This is a genomic window from Leisingera sp. JC11, assembly GCF_040704725.1.
Lineage (GTDB): Bacteria > Pseudomonadota > Alphaproteobacteria > Rhodobacterales > Rhodobacteraceae > Leisingera.
On record NZ_JBFCVS010000005.1, the window covers coordinates 35,529 to 52,219 of the forward strand.

Here is a 16,691-nt window from a genome sequence, read left to right on the forward strand (position 1 = left end):
TGGCGACGGTTATGCCCGCGCATTGAAATCCGCGCAAAATCAGGCCGACGCAAAAACACCCAAAACCGACCTTGCGCGCCACAGCATACCGGATTCTGGCGCCGGTTTTGCCGGGAATGGCGTTTTTCTGCGCAAGCAAAAGGGGGCCGCGGCCCCCTGCTATCTGTTGTTCATGCTGTCTTGCCGGGCGTCAGCACCCGGCCTCGGAACCGCGGCGGACGCAGACGGGCTGATCGCCATCCGCACCGTTGCCAAGCGCCGCCAGCCGGTCCCAGCCGCCAGTATCCTGTCCGCGGCGGGCGGCCTGCTCTCTGGCGGTGCGGGCGCGGGCAAGGCGCTCCTGCACGATGGTGCCGTAATCAGTGGCGCTGAGATCGCCCCAGCCAAGGCCTGCGTCACGGGTCTGGAAGTAATAGTCGGCGCCAATCACCGCCTGGGTGCTGAACACCAGGATGCCCATTGCTTTCTTCAGTCCCATTTCTGCCCTCCGGGTCCGCATGTGCCTTGCTGTTCACCTCAGGTTCAAACCTGGCGCAGAATTGCGGCAGCATTCCGGCAATTCGGGGAAAAGCCGGTGCAATTGCGACTACCCGGCCAGGGGCCCTGCCCTGCCGGTTGCTGCCTGCTGCTGTTTGGTCTGTGCCTTATGTGCTGTGGCCAGCGGTAAGGATGGCGGCGCCGCCAAGGGGCGGAGGCGGGACGGGAGGTTCCTCCCGCACGCTGAACGTTGTCTCTGCGCGCCCTTGCCAAAGGGCCCTGTTCCTGGGTGCCGGGGGTGTCAGGCCCGGCGGGTGACCGCGATCAGGGGAGAGTGTGCCATTGGCAGCTTAAGATCGCGTGAGGCCAGCGTACGCCGGGTGCGCAACACCTTGGGCCGTTGTCATTGCGGCGGCTGTGCCGCAGTGAGTATTTCTGCAAAGAAGAAGAGACGGGGCTGGGCTTCTTCTTTTCCCGAATACTCAATTTCCCGCCCGCTGCGGCAGCCTGCTGCGGGCGCGGGCTAAAGCGCGGCCAGCGCCCCGGCAATCACCCAGAGGCTTAGCCCGATCCAGGTGCCGGTCAGCCCCCAGAACAGCAGCGGATGGGTGCTGCGGCGGACGGGTTCGATGAAATCGGCCCGTCCCGTGCGCAACGCGGGCCAGCTCCAAAGCAGGAAAAGCACGCCCCAGAACAAAGGGACATCCAGCACCACCGCCAGCCAGATGCACAGCAGGCCCAGCCCGGCCTTCCACGGCAGCCTGGCGCCCTGCCCGGCCTTGGCACCGGTACTGTCTTCAGCCTCCAGCGCCTGGATCATGAAAGCCGCGCCCTGCGGATCGGCCCCCATCAGACGGCCGTCTGGCAGCTCCACCGTGACCTCGCCGCCCAGCACGGACAGCGTCTGCGCTGCCTCACCCAGCGAGCGGACGGCAAAACAGGGCATCCAGTAGCGGAACTTGCCGCGGATCTCTTCCGGCACCTCCTCGGCGACGGCCACCAGGCTGCCGTCCGGGTGGCGGATTTCGCAGACCGGCCAGGGCGTGTCCGCCGTCTTATGGAAGGTCCAGCCGAACAGGTCCTTGTAGAACCCCTCGATCAGCGCGATGTCCGGCAGGTGGTGGCAGCGGCGGACCACATGGCCGGGCTGCGGCGGCCTTTGAGGCGGCGTGAGGCTGCTGCCCTCCACCATGGTGAAGCCGGCGCCGGAGGGATCGCGCACCAGCGCGATGCGGCTGTGTTCGTCAAACGGCTGCGGCTCGATCTCGATGATCGCGCCCTCGTGGCCGCGGGCGGCTTCGACCCGGGCATCCAGATCCTCGACATGGACATAGGACATCCAGAAGGAGGGCATGTTTATCCTGGCCAGATACTCCGGCATCGGAAACACCGCCGCGGCAGCCTGCGCCTTGTCCCGGGCGAAATCGTAGCCGCCATCGCCGTCAAACGACCAGCCGAACAGATCCGCATAGGTCTTGCGCGCCAGCGCCATGTCGAAGGTGGAAAGATCCGTCCAGATGAAATGCCCGATGGTCATGAAGGCCTGCCCCTTGTTGTGCCTGACCTTGATCTAGGCATTGCGGAGCGCAATCAGAACACACAAATCTTGCTGTTTTGCAGCTGCGGCGGGCAGGTTGCCTACATCTCCACGATCTTCCCGGGGTTCATGATGTTCTCCGGATCCAGCGCCGCCTTGATCGCCGCCATGTAACGGGTGGCCTCGCCCAGCTCCTGCTGCAGGTAGGGGCGCTTGCCCTGGCCGATGCCATGCTCGCCGGTGCAAGTGCCGTCCATCCCGATCGCCATCTCGTTCAGCCAGCCGATGTATTCGTCCGCCTTCTGGCGTTCCGCGTCGCTGTCCATGTCAATGAGCAGGAGCGCGTGGAAATTGCCATCGCCCACATGGCCGACCATCGGTGCCAGCAGCCCCATGTTTTCGGCCTTTTCCCGTGCAGCGGCAACGCATTCCGCTAGCTTGGAGATCGGCACGCAGACATCGGTGGAGATCCCCTTGGCGCCGGGGCGCAGCTGCAGGCAGGCCCAGTACATATCGTGGCGCGCCTGCCAGAGCTTGCTGCGCTCCTCGGGCGTCGAGGTGGCGGCGATGTCGAAACCGCCGAATTCCCCGGCGATGGAGGCGAACATGTCCGACTGTTCCACCACGCCCGCGTCGGAGCCGTGGAATTCCAGCAGCAAGAGCGGCGTTTCCGGCAGGTCGAGCCCGGAATAGGCATTGGCGGCACGTACGCTGAGCGCATCCAGCAGCTCGATCCGGGCAACAGGGATGCCGTACTGGATGGTCATCATCACCGCGCGGCAGGCGTCATCCACGCTGCGGAAGGAACAGCGGGCGGAGCGGATCGCCTCCGGGATGCCCTGCAGTTTCAGGGTGAGTTCGGTGATCAGCCCCAAAGTGCCCTCGCTGCCGACCAGCAGGCGTGTGAGGTCGTATCCGGCGGAGGATTTCTTGGCCCTTTGCGCGGTGCGGATCACGCCGCCGTCGGCCATCACCGCCTCCAGAGCCAGCACATTGTCCTTCATGGTGCCGTACCGCACCGCGTTGGTGCCAGAGGCGCGGGTCGCAGCCATACCGCCGAGCGAGGCATTGGCGCCGGGGTCGATGGGGAAGAACAGGCCCTGGTCGCGCAGATAGGTGTTCAGCTGCTCGCGGGTGACGCCGGGCTGCACCACCACGTCGAGGTCCTCGGCATGGACCGCCAGGATCTTGTCCATCCGCATCATGTCCACGCAGATGCCGCCGGCGGGCGCGTTCACATGCCCCTCCAGCGAGGTGCCGGTGCCGAAGGGAATGACCGGCACGCCGTGTTCGGCGCAGACCTTGACGATCTCCGCCACCTCTTCGGTGGAGGCGGGGAAAACCACGGCGTCCGGGGCCTGGTTGGTGATCCAGGTGGTGGTGTGGCCGTGCTGCTCGCAGATCGCCTGGCCGGTTTGCAGCCGGTCGCCGAACTGCCCGGACAGCGCCTCGATGGCGGCGGCGATCCCGGCCTCGTTGCGCGGCAGTGATGTGGCTTGGACCATGACGGCCTCCCCTGGCAGCGGGGCGCCGGCCCCTGGACAATTCACCTGTTAACCTACGCGCGTGGCTCGAGGGCAAGCAATACCCAGAACCCCGTAGCTCTCCCGTATTGCACTGCGGGCAGCGCCCGGCCGGCGGACCGGGCGGAACCCTTAGCCGCCCAGCGCAATCCCCTCGCGCCTCGGGTCGGCGGCCCCCTTCAGCCCTTCGCCGATCTCAATCGCATGCAGGCCGGAGGTCAGGTCGCGGGCCTCCACCTCATAGCCCATCTCCGTCAGCGCCTCCGAAAGGTCCTCTGCACTGGTGCCGGCCTCCACGTCATAGGTGCCGAAGCGGTTCACCAGATGCGGCATCGCCAGCGCCGCTTGGATATCCATCCCCCAGTCGGCCCAGGCAATGATCGACTTCGCCACATAGCCGATGATGCGGCTGCCGCCGGGGGAGCCGATGGCCAGCACCGGCTTGCCGTCCTTCAGCACAATCGTCGGCGCCATCGAGGACCGCGGCCGCTTGCCCGGCTCCAGCCGGTTGGCAATCGGCACCCCGTCCGCATGGGTGCGGAAGGAGAAATCCGTAAGCTCATTGTTCAACAGGAACCCGCCTGCCATCAGCCGCGAGCCAAAGGCGTTCTCGATGGTCGTGGTCATCGACAGCACGTTGCCGTACTGGTCCACGATCGAGATATGCGAGGTCGAGGGCAGCTCAATCGACTCGTCGTCCGCCAGCATCAGCGCATGGTCGAACTCGGGCGCACCCGGCGCCGCCTCGGGCAGCGCGTCGTCCCCCTGCAAGAGCTCTGCCCGCGCAGCCAGGTAATCCGCCGCCACCAGCCCGCTGCTGGGCACCGGCACATAGTCGCTGTCCGCCATGTAGCGGCCCCGGTCGGCAAAGGCGAGGCGGGAGGCGTCGCCGATCAGCCGCCAGGCCTCTGCGCTTTCCGCCCCCAGCGCCGCCAGATCGTAGTTGCCCAGCATCCCAAGGATCTGCCCCACGGTCAGCGCGCCGGAGGACGGCGGCCCCATGCCGCAGGCTTCGAAATCGCGGTAGGCGGCGCAGACCGCCGGGCGTTCCTTGACCTGATAGAGCGCAAGATCGGTGGCGGACAGCACACCGGGGTTGCCCTCGGCGCCAGTCACGGCGCGCACGATCTCTGCTGCGATGGGGCCGGAATAGAACGCCCCGGCCCCGCCCTCAGCCAGCGCGTGCAGGGTGGCGGCATAACCGGGGTTCAGCAGCGTTGCGCCCTCGGCAATGGGCTCGCCATCCGGCAGGAAATAAGCGGCTGTCGCCGGGGCGCGCGCCAGCCGCTCGGCATCGGCCTCCACCAGCGCGGCCAGACGCGGCGAGACGGCAAACCCCTCCTCTGCCAGCTTGATCGCCGGTTCAAACAGCGACGGCCAGTTGGCGCGGCCCCAGCGGCGGTGCGCCGCCTCCAGCAGCGCTGGCGTGCCGGGGGTGCCGACGGAACGGCCGCCAACCACCGCGTCGAAGAACTTCAGCGGCTCGCCGTTTTCATCCTGGAACAGGGTCGGCGTGGCAGCCAGCGGCGCGGTTTCGCGTCCGTCCAGCGTGGTCAGATCGCCCGTTGCGGCGTCATACCAGACCAGAAAAGCGCCGCCACCGAGACCCGAAGACTGCGGCTCCACCAGCCCCAGCACGGTCTGCACTGCCACCATCGCATCCGCCGCACTGCCGCCTGCGCGCAAGACCGCAGCGCCGACCTCCACAGCATGCGGGTTGGCGGCGGCGACCATCCAGTTTTCGGCTTCAACCGCTTCGCCGCTTGCCTTGGCCTCCAGCGCGGCGGCCACTTCGGGGGAAATCGCCTCAAAGGCGCCTGCAGTTGCGGCTTCGGGCGCAACCGCGTCCGAGGCCTCCTGCGCAACGGAAGGGCCTGCAGCAAGTGCGGCAGCGGCAAGAATCAGATACTTCATGAAAAGTCCTCCCTAAAAACTCCGGCCACGCAGCCCGTGCGCTTACAGCATTGACGGCACCACCTGATCCGGCGGCCGGTGGCCGTCTTCGAAGGTCTTGATGTTCAAAAGCACCTTCTCGCCCATTTCGATCCGGCCCTCGATTGTGGCCGAGCCCATATGCGGCAGCAGCACCACATTGGGCAGCTCGCGCAGGCGCGGGTTGATGTCGGTGCCGTGCTCATAGACGTCCAATCCCGCGCCCGCGATCTCATCCGAGCGCAGCATCCGGGTCAGCGCGTGCTCGTCGATCACCTCGCCGCGCGACGTGTTCACGATAACCGCGGAGGGTTTCATCAGCTTCAGCCGCCGCGCGTTCATCAGGTGGAAAGTGGAAGGCGTCGAGGGGCAGTTGACGGAGATCACATCCATCCGCGCCACCATCTGGTCGAGGCTCTCCCAATAGGTGGCCTCCAGCTTTTCCTCGACCTCCGGGCGCAGGCGGCGGCGGTTGTGGTAATGGATCTGCATTCCGAATGCGGCGGCGCGCTTGGCCACCGCCTGGCCGATCCGGCCCATGCCGAGGATGCCCAGCCGACGCCCGGCGATCCGCCCGCCGAGGAACGCGGTCGGCGCCCAGCCCTGCCAGTCGCCCTTCTGCATCACCGCCAGGCCCTCGGGCATCCGGCGCACCACCGCCATGATCAGCGCCATGGTCATATCCGCAGTATCATCGGTCAGCACGCCGGGCGTGTTCGAGACCAGAATGCCGCGCTGACGGGCGGTTGCGACGTCGATGTGGTCCACCCCGGCACCATAGTTGGCAATCAGCTTCAGCCGCTCGCCGGCCTGCCCCAGCAGGCCTGCGTCGATGTTATCGGTGACGGTCGGCACCAGCACATCGGCATCCTTCAGCGCCGCGGCCAGCTCGCTCCGGGTCATCGGCGTGTCGTCCTCGCGCAGGCGCACATTGAACAGCTCGCTCAGCCGGGTTTCCACAGGTTCCGGCAACCGTCGCGTAACGACAACACTCAGTCGGTCTCTTGGCACTTGTGCTCTCCCTTGGGCTTTTCAATCCGCACGCCTCCATGGCATCGTGGCGCAGGATGCGCAGAGGCACAAGAACCCAACCGCATTCCCCCGCCCGCGAGACCGGAATTTTCCCGGGCGCGGCGGGGGCATAACAAGACGGGCAGCAGACCGGAACAAGAGGCTGGGCATAACCCGGCTGGGCAACGAAGAGGCGAGCAGGCAGTGAGAAACGCGGCAATGGCAATGCGCCATCTGGCAGCGGCAGCGGCAATGACAGTGCTGACCGCCACGGTTTGTGCAGCCGAATCCCGCGGCCCGGTCACCAACCTGCCCCTGCCCCGCTATGTCTCGATGAAGGCCGCCACCGGCAATGTGCGCCGCGGCCCGTCGCTGACCCACAAGATCGACTGGGTGTTCAAGCGCCGCGGCATGCCGCTGGAGATCACCGCCGAATACGGCCACTGGCGCCGGGTGCAGGACCGCGACGGCGCCGGCGGCTGGGTGCATTACGCGCTCTTGTCCGGCGTGCGCACCGTGCTGGTCGAGGAGGACATGCTGACCGTGCACGCCCGCCCCGACACCCGCGCGCCCGTAACTGCCGCCTTTGAACTGGGCGTGGTCGCGCGTCTCGGCGAATGCGCAAGTGACTGGTGCGAGATCTCGGCCGGCGGCTACAGCGGCTGGGCGCCGAAGAAAAAGCTCTGGGGCGTCGCCCCGGACGAGCTGCGCGAGTAATCCCCTCCCGCCTTCATCTTTCCCCGAATACTCCGGGGTGAATTGGGCCCGCGGCCCAAGAGGGGCAGCGCCCCTCACGCCTGCCGCGGCAATCCGCGCGGGGGTGCGGATGCGCCAAACCATTGCACCCGCAGCAATCGTGTTCTACATGGGGGCCACACACATGGCTGTTCCGGCCGGACCCGCCCGATATCCGGGCGCCGCCGCAGCAGCACCGGAATACCCGAAACCGGCGCGGCCCGACCGCGCTGATGCCCTATAAGCCTCCGAGATCGCTGAAAGGTTGTGGAACATGGCAGAAAATCAAACCCCGGACATATTGTATACCATTGTAGACGAAGCGCCCGAACTGGCCTCGGCATCCTTCCTGCCGATCATCCGCAAGTTCGCCGCCGCCGCCGGTGTCACCGTCGGCACCAAGGACATTTCGCTGGCCGGCCGCATCATCGCCGCCTTCCCGGAAAACCTGACCGAGGCGCAGCGCCAGAGCGATGACCTGGCGGAGCTGGGCCAGCTGGTGAAGACCCCGGACGCCAATGTCATCAAGCTGCCGAACATCTCCGCTTCGGTGCCGCAGCTGACCGCGGCCATCAAGGAGCTGCAGGGCCAGGGCTACGACATCCCGGATTACCCGGAAGAGCCCAAGACCGACGCCGAAAAAGAGGCGCGCGCGCGCTATGACGCGATCAAGGGCTCGGCAGTGAACCCGGTCCTGCGCGAGGGCAACTCCGACCGCCGCGCCGCCAAGGCGGTGAAGAACTTTGCCCAGAAGAACCCGCATTCGATGGGTGCATGGTCCGCTGACAGCAAGACCAAAGTGTCCTCGATGCCCGGCAACGACTTCTATGCCAACGAGAAATCCGCCACCATCACCGCCGCCCAGGCCGGTGCCGCGCGGATCGAGTTCGTGGCCAAGGACGGCGCCGTCACCGTGCTGAAAGACGGCTGGCCGCTGGAAGAAGGCACCGTGGCCGACGCCACCTTCATGTCGGTCAAGGCGCTGTCTTCCTTCCTCGGCGAAGCGATTGCCGACACCAAGGCTGACGGCACCATGTTCTCGCTGCACATGAAGGCCACCATGATGAAGGTCTCCGACCCGATCATCTTCGGCCACGCGGTCAAGGCCTGGCTGGCGCCTGTGTTCGAGAAATACGGCACCGAGCTGGACGCCCTGGGTGTGAACCCGAACTCCGGCATGGGCGACCTGCTGGAACGCGTCAAGGGCAACGCCGAAATCACCGCCGCCATCGAAGCCGTGCGCGCCGAACGCCCGGACATGTACATGGTGGACAGCGACAAGGGCATCACCAACCTGCATGTGCCCTCTGACGTGATCATCGACGCCTCGATGCCTGCAGTAATCCGCGCCGGCGGCAAGGGCTGGGACCAGGACGGCAATAAGGGCGACACCAACTGCGTGATCCCCGACCGCTGCTATGCTTCCGTCTATGACGAAACCATCAATTTCTTCAAAGCCAACGGCGCACTGGACGTGACCACCGCAGGCGCGGTCGCCAACGTCGGCCTGATGGCCCAGAAGGCTGAGGAATACGGCTCCCACCCGACCACGTTCGAGGCGCCCGCCGACGGCATCATCCGCATCGTGCTGGCCAACGGCGACACGCTGCATTCGCATGACGTGGAAACCGGCGACATCTGGCGCGCCTGCACCGTTAAGAAGGCACCGATCGAGAACTGGATCCTGCTGGCGATGGACCGCCAGCGGCTGACCGGTTCCGAGGCGATCTTCTGGCTGGATGCAAACCGCGCCCATGACGCCGAGCTGATCAAATACGTTCAGCCCGCACTGGAAAAGGCCGGCGTCGCGAACAAGTTCCAGATCATGGCGCCGCGCGAAGCGACCCGCCAGTCGCTGGAAACCATCACCGCAGGCAAGGACAGCATCGCCATCACCGGCAACGTGCTGCGCGACTACCTGACCGACCTGTTCCCGATCCTGGAGCTGGGCACCTCGGCCAAGATGCTGTCGATCGTCAAGCTGATGCAGGGCGGCGGCCTGTTTGAAACCGGCGCCGGCGGCTCTGCCCCCAAGCACGTGCAGCAGCTGGTCGAGGAAAACCACCTGCGCTGGGATTCGATGGGTGAGTTCTGCGCCCTCGGCGAGTCTCTGAACTTCCTGGCCGATGTGAAAGGCAACGCCAAGGCCGGCGTGCTGGGCAAGGCCGCTGAGGACGCGACCCAGGGCATTCTCGACCACAACCGCTCGCCCTCGCGCAAGGTCGGCCAGCCCGACAACCGCGACAGCCACTACTGGTTTGCCCGCTACTGGGCCGAGGCGCTGGCAGCGCAGACCGAAGATCCGGCCCTGGCGGCGCATTTCGCCCCCATCGCCGAGGAGCTGGGCGCCAAGGAAGAGCAGATCATCAGCGAGCTGGCCGCGGCCCAGGGCGCGCCCGCCGATATCGGCGGCTACTTCCGCCCGAGCGTCGAGCTGAAGGCCAAGGTGATGCGCCCCAGCGCAACGCTGAACGCCATCATCGGCTGATCCCGGCGGATCTGAAAACACGGATGCCCGGGGCTTTCCCCGGGCATTTTCTTTTCCTGCCACCGCCGCCCGGCTTGACCGCCCGGTCTTCACTGCCCAGAAATGGAGCCTGCGGCGCGACACCGCGGCACAGGCAGGCAAGCAGGCAGAGAAACAGCATCCCATGCAGAAACGGGGCAGCTTCAAGAAGCTCAATCATTTGCGCCAGCTGGACAGCCGCAAGCAGCCGCTGATCGTGCATGCGGAGGACGCCTGGTTCCGGCACATCCTGGAGGGCGGCTGCGAGTTCTTCGAGAAGATCGGCGCCAGCGCCCATGCGCGGGGCTGCAAGCCGCTGCTGATCCACACCGAAGATGTGCTGTCCTTCGGGCTTCTGGGGTCAGAGCATCTGCAAATCGTCATCGGCCCCAAACGCGCCCAAGGTCCGCGCATCTTCCACGCCCAGCCCAGCTATGTGCGCGGCTTCTGGTATCTGGACCCGCAGGGCTATTACTGGAACTCCAGCCTCGCCGGGCAGAGCTTTGACCCTGAGAGGGTGGATGGCGCCGCGGCAGAGCATTTCTTCAACGGGGTGCGCGGCCATGCGCTGCGGCGCAATGTCTCCAAACGGGCGCAAAGCGACCGCGCGCCCGGCGGGCTGGCGCCGGCGGATGCCGCCATTTTCGTGCAGGACATCGAGAAATACCGCGACCCGGTGCATTACCTCACCACTGCAGAGATCATCACGGCCGCCTGCGCGGCGGTGCCCGGCAGGGTCTATGTCAAGCCGCACCCGCTGCAGGATGCCGCCGCGATGCGCGGGCTGGAAGAGCTGTGTGCCGGGATTGCCAATGCCGAGCTGAGCAGCGCCAGCGTGCATGACCTGATCGAGGCCTCAGCCGCGGTTGTGTCGCAGAACTCCGCGGTGGGGTTCGAGGCGCTGATGCACCGCAAGCCCGTGCTGACCTGCGCGGCGTCCGACTATCATCACGGCACGCTGGTCTGCCGCACTGCAGCGGATCTGCAGGAGAACCTGAAACGGGCCGCGGAAGCTTTTGCCGGGTTTCCGTTCGAACGCTATTTCTACTGGTTCCTGGGGATGCACATGCTGGAGCCGCAGAAACCGGACTTCGCGGACCGCGCCTGGAACCGTCTGCTGGCGCCCGCCCCGCCTGAATGAACAGCGCCCGGGTTTGCAGCCCGGGCGCCTCAGATTCTCAGGACCGCGCGGGACCCGTCCGGCGGATCAGAAATCCTGCCACAGATCGCGGGCGGCGTTGCCGCCGGCCGCCACCGCGGCGGGCTGCGGCGCGGGCTGCATGTCCCAGTCATCGCTGCCATGGGCGGTCGGGGGCGGCGCCGCGGCCGGGGCGTCGGCCGGTTTCGCCGGGGCGGCCGCTCCGCTGCCGCCCGCGATCCTGAAGTGGGCGACCAGATCGCTCAGCTTGGAGGCGTCGGTCTTCAGCATGTGGCCCGCCGCGGTGGCCTCCTCGACCATCGCCGCGTTCTGCTGGGTCACCTGATCCAGCTGGGTGACGCCGGTGTTGATCTCGTTGAGGCCGGTCGCCTGCTCCGCCGCGCCCTCGGCAATGCCGGAAACCAGCTGCGAAATATGAGTCACCTGGCTGACGATGCTTTGCAGCGCATCGCCGGCCTTGCCGACCAGATCGACGCCGCGCGCCACCTGGCCGGAGCTGTCGGAGATCAGCGTCTTGATCTCCATCGCCGCGTCCGAGGAGCGCTGCGCCAGCGCCCGCACCTCGGACGCCACCACCGCGAAGCCGCGGCCCGCCTCGCCGGCCCGCGCCGCCTCAACGCCCGCGTTCAGCGCCAGCAGGTTGGTCTGGAAGGCGATGTCGTCGATGACGCTGATGATCTGGCTGATCTTGTTGGAGCTTTCCTCGATCTCGGTCATTGCCGACACCGCGCTCTGCACCACTTCGCCGCTGTTGCGGGCTTCTTCCTTGGCCTCGTCCATGGTGGCCTCGACGCTGCGGGCGCCGTCGGCGGCGGATTTGACGCTGGCGGTCAGCTCATCCAGCGCCGCGGCGGTCTGCTCCAGCGTTGCGGCCTGGCTTTCGGTGCGGTGCGACAGGTCGTCGGAGGCCTGGCTGATCTCGGTGGCGCCGTTGCGGATGCTGGCGGATCAGCGCCTGGCGGAACACGTCAACGCTCTGGGCGATCTCGCCCAGCTCGCTGCGGGCATTGGCCGAGGGGATTTCGCTGCTGGTGTCGCCCTCCGCCAACGTCTGCATACGGGTCTTGAGACCGTTCAGCGGGCCGGTGACGCTGCGGGTGATGAAATAGGCGGCAACCATCAGCGCCACCAGGCTGATGCCGAGCACGATCAGCGCCTCGTTGCGCATCATGGCGACATCGGCCTCGATATCGGAGACATAGGCGCCGGTGCCGATGATCCAGCCCCAGGGCTCATAGGCCTGCACATAGCCGATCTTGGCCTCCATCACCTCCGAATCGGGTTTCTTGAAATAATAAGTCAGCTCCCCCGCGCCCTTGGCGGCGGCGATCTTCTCCAGCTCCTGAAACACCTTGATGCCGGTCACATCCTCAAAGGCGCCCTGATTGGTGCCGACCCAGTCCGGCACAATGGGGTGCGCCTGCACCACCAGGTCATGGTCGAAGACAAAGACATAGCCCGAGTCGCCGAACCGCAGCGCGGTCAGCCTTTCACGGCCGATATCGCGGGCTTCCTCCACCGTGAAGCGGCCGGACTGGACGCCTTCCTCCAGGTCGCGCAGCAGGCTGACCGCCGTGTCGGTCACGTTGTGCAGCTCCGTATAGCGCATCTCATAAGCATTTTTGACGGATTGCGAGAGCAGCAGGAAAGTCAGCACCGCCATCAGCGACAGCGCAAGGGCGCCCAGTGCGTAGATCCGGACGGGCAGACGGTAGAGAAAAGCGGGTATTGTGGACATAAATTCAGAGCCTTCATGACAGGTCTATTGCCTGTCTGTTTAGGCCGCAGTGTCTAACAAAACCCTACTCCGCAAGGCGCCGCCGGAGCTTTCGCGCCGCATCCCGTCAGGTTTTTGCCGCATTTTGATTGGAATGCCGCAAAACCCTGCGCCGATGCTTTGAAATCCTATGCTAAAACAGAAAGCGCCCGGGGATTTTCCCGGGCGTTTTCTCCGCAAGCGTTTCCCTTGGATCAGAAATCCTGCCACAGATCGCGGGCGGCGTTGCCGCCGGCCGCGACCGCGGCGGGCTGCGGCGCGGGCTGCATGTCCCAGTCATCGCTGCCATGGGCGGTCGGGGCCGGCGCCGCGGCCGGGACGGCGGCGGGTTTCGCCGGGGCGGCCGCTCCGCTGCCGCCCGCGATCCTGAAGTGGGCGACCAGGTCGCTCAGCTTGGAGGCGTCGGTCTTCAGCATGTGGCCGGCCGCGGTGGCCTCCTCGACCATCGCCGCGTTCTGCTGGGTCACCTGATCCAGCTGGGTGACGCCGGTGTTGATCTCGTTGAGGCCGGTCGCCTGCTCCGCCGCGCCTTCGGCAATGCCGGAAACCAGCTGCGAGATATGGGTGACCTGGCTGACGATGCTTTGCAGCGCATCGCCGGCCTTGCCCACCAGATCGACACCGCGCGCCACCTGGCCGGAACTGTCGGAGATCAGCGTCTTGATCTCCATCGCCGCGTCCGACGACCGCTGCGCCAGCGCCCGCACCTCGGACGCCACCACCGCAAAGCCGCGGCCCGCCTCGCCCGCCCGCGCCGCCTCGACCCCGGCGTTCAGCGCCAGGAGGTTGGTCTGGAAGGCGATGTCGTCGATGACGCTGATGATCTGGCTGATCTTGTTGGAGCTTTCCTCAATCTCGGTCATTGCCGACACCGCGCTCTGCACCACTTCGCCGCTGTTGCGGGCCTCTTCCTTGGCCTCGTCCATGGTGGCCTCGACGCTGCGGGCGCCGTCGGCGGCGGATTTGACGCTGGCGGTCAGCTCATCCAGCGCCGCGGCGGTCTGTTCCAGCGTCGCCGCCTGGCTTTCGGTGCGGTGCGACAGGTCGTCGGAGGCCTGGCTGATCTCGGTGGCGCCGTTGCGGATGCTGGCGGCGGCGGCGATCACCTGCTCCACCGTGCCGCTGAGATTCTGCGCGGTAGTGTTGAAATCCCGGCGCAGCTGCTCGTAGTCCTCCGGGAACACCTCGGTGATCTGCGCGGTCAGGTCGCCTTGCGACAGGTCCGCCAGCTTGGCGCTGAGCGCGGCCACAACCCGGCTGCGCTTCTCGTTCAGCGCGTGCTCGGCGTCCTCCAGCTCCTGCTGGCGGATCAGCGCCTGGCGGAACACGTCCAGGGTGCGGGCCATATCGCCGATTTCGCTTTTGTTGGCGGTGGCCGGAATGGCGCTGGCGGTATCGCCGTCAGCCATCGACTGCATCCGCCCGCGCAGGGCGCTCACCGGACCGGTGACGCTGCGGGTGATAAGGGTTGCGCCAATCATCAGGACCGCCAGGGTCACAAGCAGCCCGGTCACGGTTGTGATGATGTTCTGCTGCACCTTGGCCTGGATGTCGGACACATAGGCACCGGTGCCGATGATCCAGCCCCAGGGTTCGTAAACCCGGATATAACCCATCTTGGCCTCGACCACGCCGGAGCCGGCGTTTGTGAAATGGTAGATCAGCGAACCCTGGCCGTCGGCCTTGGCGATCTTGAGCATTTCCTGGTAGATCTTGACCCCGTTTTCATCCGTCAGGCCGGGCTGGCGGGTGCCGACCCACTCCGGCAGGAAGGCATTCGCGGTGATCACCAGATCGAAATCAAAGGCGTGGAAATCGCCGGCGGTGCCGAACCTGAAGGTCTCCAGCGCGGTGCGCCCCATCTGGCGGGCCGCGGCCTCGTCCAGCTGTCCGGCCTCGACCTGGCTTTGCAGCGCATCCAGCTGGCTGAAGGCAAGATCGGTGATCTGATGCAGTTCGCGTTCGCGGCTGGCGTATTCATCGTTATTCGAGCGGACCAGCAGGAAAACGGTCAGCATCGCAAACAAGAGAATCGCCAAAGCGGCCAGAGCGTAAATCCGGACGGGCAGACGGTAGAGAAAAGCAGGCATATTGATTTGGGTCCCCTGGTTAAAGGCCTTCGCCTCCCTCCCTAGAGACCTGCTCCTAAGAATTTCCTAGCCCGCGGGGGGCCGGAGGCGCCCAGCAGCTGCCGGATGCCGCCATTTGCGTCACGCCCAGAACAGGAGTTGGATATTTTTCAGTGCCTTAACCGGGAAACGGCCCTGTTCGGAAAACGCCCAAAATGCCGCAGATAATTCGTTTTGCGACGCCGCCGGGCCGGTTTGCGCCCAGCCGGTTCTGCCGCACAGGCGCGCAGTTTGAGCGCGATTCCCGGTACCAAGGCACCGTGAAACCTAGCCGCAAATTCCGCGTCCAAACATCCTTATGGATTTTGTATCCATTATCCTGTATCTGATTCTCCACAACAACGAACCGACAGGAGGATCTCATGTTCAAATCGCTGGCCGCGGCTGCGGCGCTTGCCCTGGTGCCCTTGGCACCCGCCCTTGCGGATACGCTGGATGATGTTGTGGACCGCGGCACCCTGCGCTGCGGCGTGGTGCTGGATTTCCCGCCGATCGGCTACCGGGATGCCAACAACGAACCCGCAGGCTTTGACGTCGATTACTGCAACGATCTGGCGGCAGCGCTGGAGGTTGATGCCGAGATCCTGCCGGTGACCTGGGCAGAGCGCCTGCCCGCCATCGTGACCGGCCGCGCCGACGTGGTCTTTGGTGCCACCTCCGACAGCCTGGCACGGGCGCGCACCGTCGGCTTCACCATCCCTTACGCGATCTATTTCGCCCAGGGCGTCGTGAACACCGAAAGCGGCATCGAAAGCTTTGAGGACATCAAGGGCAAGCGGGTGGCCGGCGCCATCGGCACCGTGCCGGAGCAGGAATGGCTGAAGATCGCCGCCGAATGGGGCGAAGAGGGCAACTACCAGGGCTACCAGTCCGAGAACGAGGTGTTCCTGGCGGTGGCGCAGGGCAAGGCGGACATCGGCCTGACCACCAATACCGCGGTGCTGCCGGTGACCCAGCAGTATGAGACCCTGGCAGCCGGCCCGCGGATGCCCTGGACCACCGACTACACCTCGGTCGTGGGCAAGCGCGAGGATGTCACCTGGATCAACTTCCTGAACCTGTTTGTGACCCATCAGGTGCGTTCGGGCCGCTATGCGGAACTGTGGGGCAAATACGTCGGCGGTGACGCGCCTGAGCTGCGCATCCCCGGCGTGCTGTACTGATCCAACGGTGAAACCCGCCCCTGCCTGCCGCGCTCTCCCGGCGGCTGGCAGGGGCTAGGGAGCATAACCCCACATGTTCGACTATAATTTTCACTGGCGGCCGGTGATGAAAAGCCTGCCGGACTTGCTGGAGGCAGCCTCCCTGACGCTGCAGGTGGCAGTGCTGGCGATGGTGCTTGGCATCGTGATCGGCCTCTGCCTGGCGCTGGCGCGGCTGCACCTTCGGGGGCCGGTCTACTGGTTCGCCACCGCCTGGGTGGAGCTGGCCCGCAACACGCCCGCGCTGTTCCAGCTGTTTTTCTTCGGCTTCGGCCTCGGCGCCTTCGGGCTGCATCTGTCGCCCTATCTGATCGTGCTGGCAGGTCTGACCTTCAACTGCGCGGGCTACCTGGCGGAAAACTTCCGCGGCGGCTTCAAGGCGGTGCCGGAGACCCAGATCCGCGCCTCCCGCAGCCTTGGCATGACGCCCTGGCAGGCCTACAGCCGCGTGGTGATCCCGCAGGTGTTCCGCATCGTCTATCACCCGATCACCAACCAGATGGTCTGGGCGGTCCTGATGTCCTCTTTGGGGATGCTGGTGGGCTTCCGCGAACTGTCAGGCGAGACCCAGTTCTTCGCCTCCCGCACCTTCCGCATCTTTGAATATTTCGCGGTCACGGCGGTGATCTACTACGTGATCGTCAAGGTGATCCTGCTCAGCTCGCGGCTGATGGCCGCCCGGCTGTTCCGGTACTGAGGGGGC

General features: G+C 65.8%; 11 protein-coding genes and 1 pseudogene. 5 read left to right on the forward strand and 7 right to left on the reverse strand.

Annotation, left to right across the window (positions count from 1 at the left end; all coding sequences use genetic code 11):
- Positions 1 to 190: 190 nt before the first annotated feature.
- From AB1A62_RS06990 to AB1A62_RS07010, 5 genes are all read right to left on the reverse strand, one after another.
- A complete protein-coding gene (locus tag AB1A62_RS06990; protein ID WP_366660814.1) occupies positions 191 to 478 on the reverse strand; it encodes a hypothetical protein in 288 nt (95 codons plus the stop codon).
- 522 nt (positions 479 to 1,000) lie between these two features.
- Positions 1,001 to 2,014, reverse strand: coding sequence for a VOC family protein (locus AB1A62_RS06995; protein ID WP_366660815.1), 1,014 nt, complete (start codon positions 2,012 to 2,014; stop codon positions 1,001 to 1,003).
- A gap of 101 nt (positions 2,015 to 2,115) precedes the next feature.
- Positions 2,116 to 3,519 carry an FAD-linked oxidase C-terminal domain-containing protein gene (locus AB1A62_RS07000; RefSeq protein ID WP_366660816.1) on the reverse strand — a complete coding sequence of 468 codons (1,404 nt, stop codon included), beginning with the start codon at positions 3,517 to 3,519 and terminating at the stop codon, positions 2,116 to 2,118.
- Positions 3,520 to 3,669: 150 nt separating this feature from the next.
- Entirely contained in the window at positions 3,670 to 5,451 is a 1,782-nt protein-coding gene (ggt, locus tag AB1A62_RS07005; RefSeq protein WP_366660817.1) for a gamma-glutamyltransferase, read from the reverse strand.
- A 42-nt stretch (positions 5,452 to 5,493) separates the two neighbouring features.
- Positions 5,494 to 6,480 (reverse strand): D-glycerate dehydrogenase, encoded by a 987-nt coding sequence (locus tag AB1A62_RS07010; protein ID WP_366660818.1) that lies wholly within the window; start codon positions 6,478 to 6,480, stop codon positions 5,494 to 5,496.
- A 252-nt stretch (positions 6,481 to 6,732) separates the two neighbouring features.
- Between AB1A62_RS07010 and AB1A62_RS07015 the strand changes: the two genes are divergently transcribed.
- The 3 genes from AB1A62_RS07015 (at position 6,733) to AB1A62_RS07025 (ending at position 10,862) form a co-directional block, all read left to right on the forward strand.
- Entirely contained in the window at positions 6,733 to 7,197 is a 465-nt protein-coding gene (locus AB1A62_RS07015) for an SH3 domain-containing protein (RefSeq protein ID WP_241477463.1), read from the forward strand.
- Between the two features lie 292 nt (positions 7,198 to 7,489).
- A complete protein-coding gene (locus tag AB1A62_RS07020) occupies positions 7,490 to 9,703 on the forward strand; it encodes an NADP-dependent isocitrate dehydrogenase (RefSeq protein WP_366660819.1) in 2,214 nt (737 codons plus the stop codon).
- Between the two features lie 163 nt (positions 9,704 to 9,866).
- Positions 9,867 to 10,862, forward strand: coding sequence for a hypothetical protein (locus AB1A62_RS07025; protein ID WP_366660820.1), 996 nt, complete (start codon positions 9,867 to 9,869; stop codon positions 10,860 to 10,862).
- 66 nt (positions 10,863 to 10,928) lie between these two features.
- On the opposite strand, the pseudogene AB1A62_RS07030 reads toward AB1A62_RS07025, so the two are convergent.
- Both AB1A62_RS07030 and AB1A62_RS07035 read right to left on the reverse strand, forming a co-directional pair.
- Positions 10,929 to 12,618, reverse strand: a pseudogene (locus AB1A62_RS07030) (methyl-accepting chemotaxis protein).
- 233 nt (positions 12,619 to 12,851) lie between these two features.
- Positions 12,852 to 14,747 (reverse strand): methyl-accepting chemotaxis protein, encoded by a 1,896-nt coding sequence (locus AB1A62_RS07035; protein WP_366660821.1) that lies wholly within the window; start codon positions 14,745 to 14,747, stop codon positions 12,852 to 12,854.
- Positions 14,748 to 15,148: 401 nt separating this feature from the next.
- On the opposite strand from AB1A62_RS07035, the gene AB1A62_RS07040 reads away from it, so the two are divergent.
- Together AB1A62_RS07040 and AB1A62_RS07045 are read left to right on the forward strand one after the other, a co-directional pair.
- The gene (locus tag AB1A62_RS07040) at positions 15,149 to 15,949 is read left to right on the forward strand and encodes a transporter substrate-binding domain-containing protein (protein ID WP_039148525.1); all 801 of its coding nucleotides are present in this window, start codon (positions 15,149 to 15,151) and stop codon (positions 15,947 to 15,949) included.
- Positions 15,950 to 16,022: 73 nt separating this feature from the next.
- On the forward strand, positions 16,023 to 16,685 hold the full coding sequence (locus AB1A62_RS07045; protein WP_366660822.1) for an amino acid ABC transporter permease: 663 nt from the start codon (positions 16,023 to 16,025) through the stop codon (positions 16,683 to 16,685).
- Positions 16,686 to 16,691 lie beyond the last annotated feature (6 nt).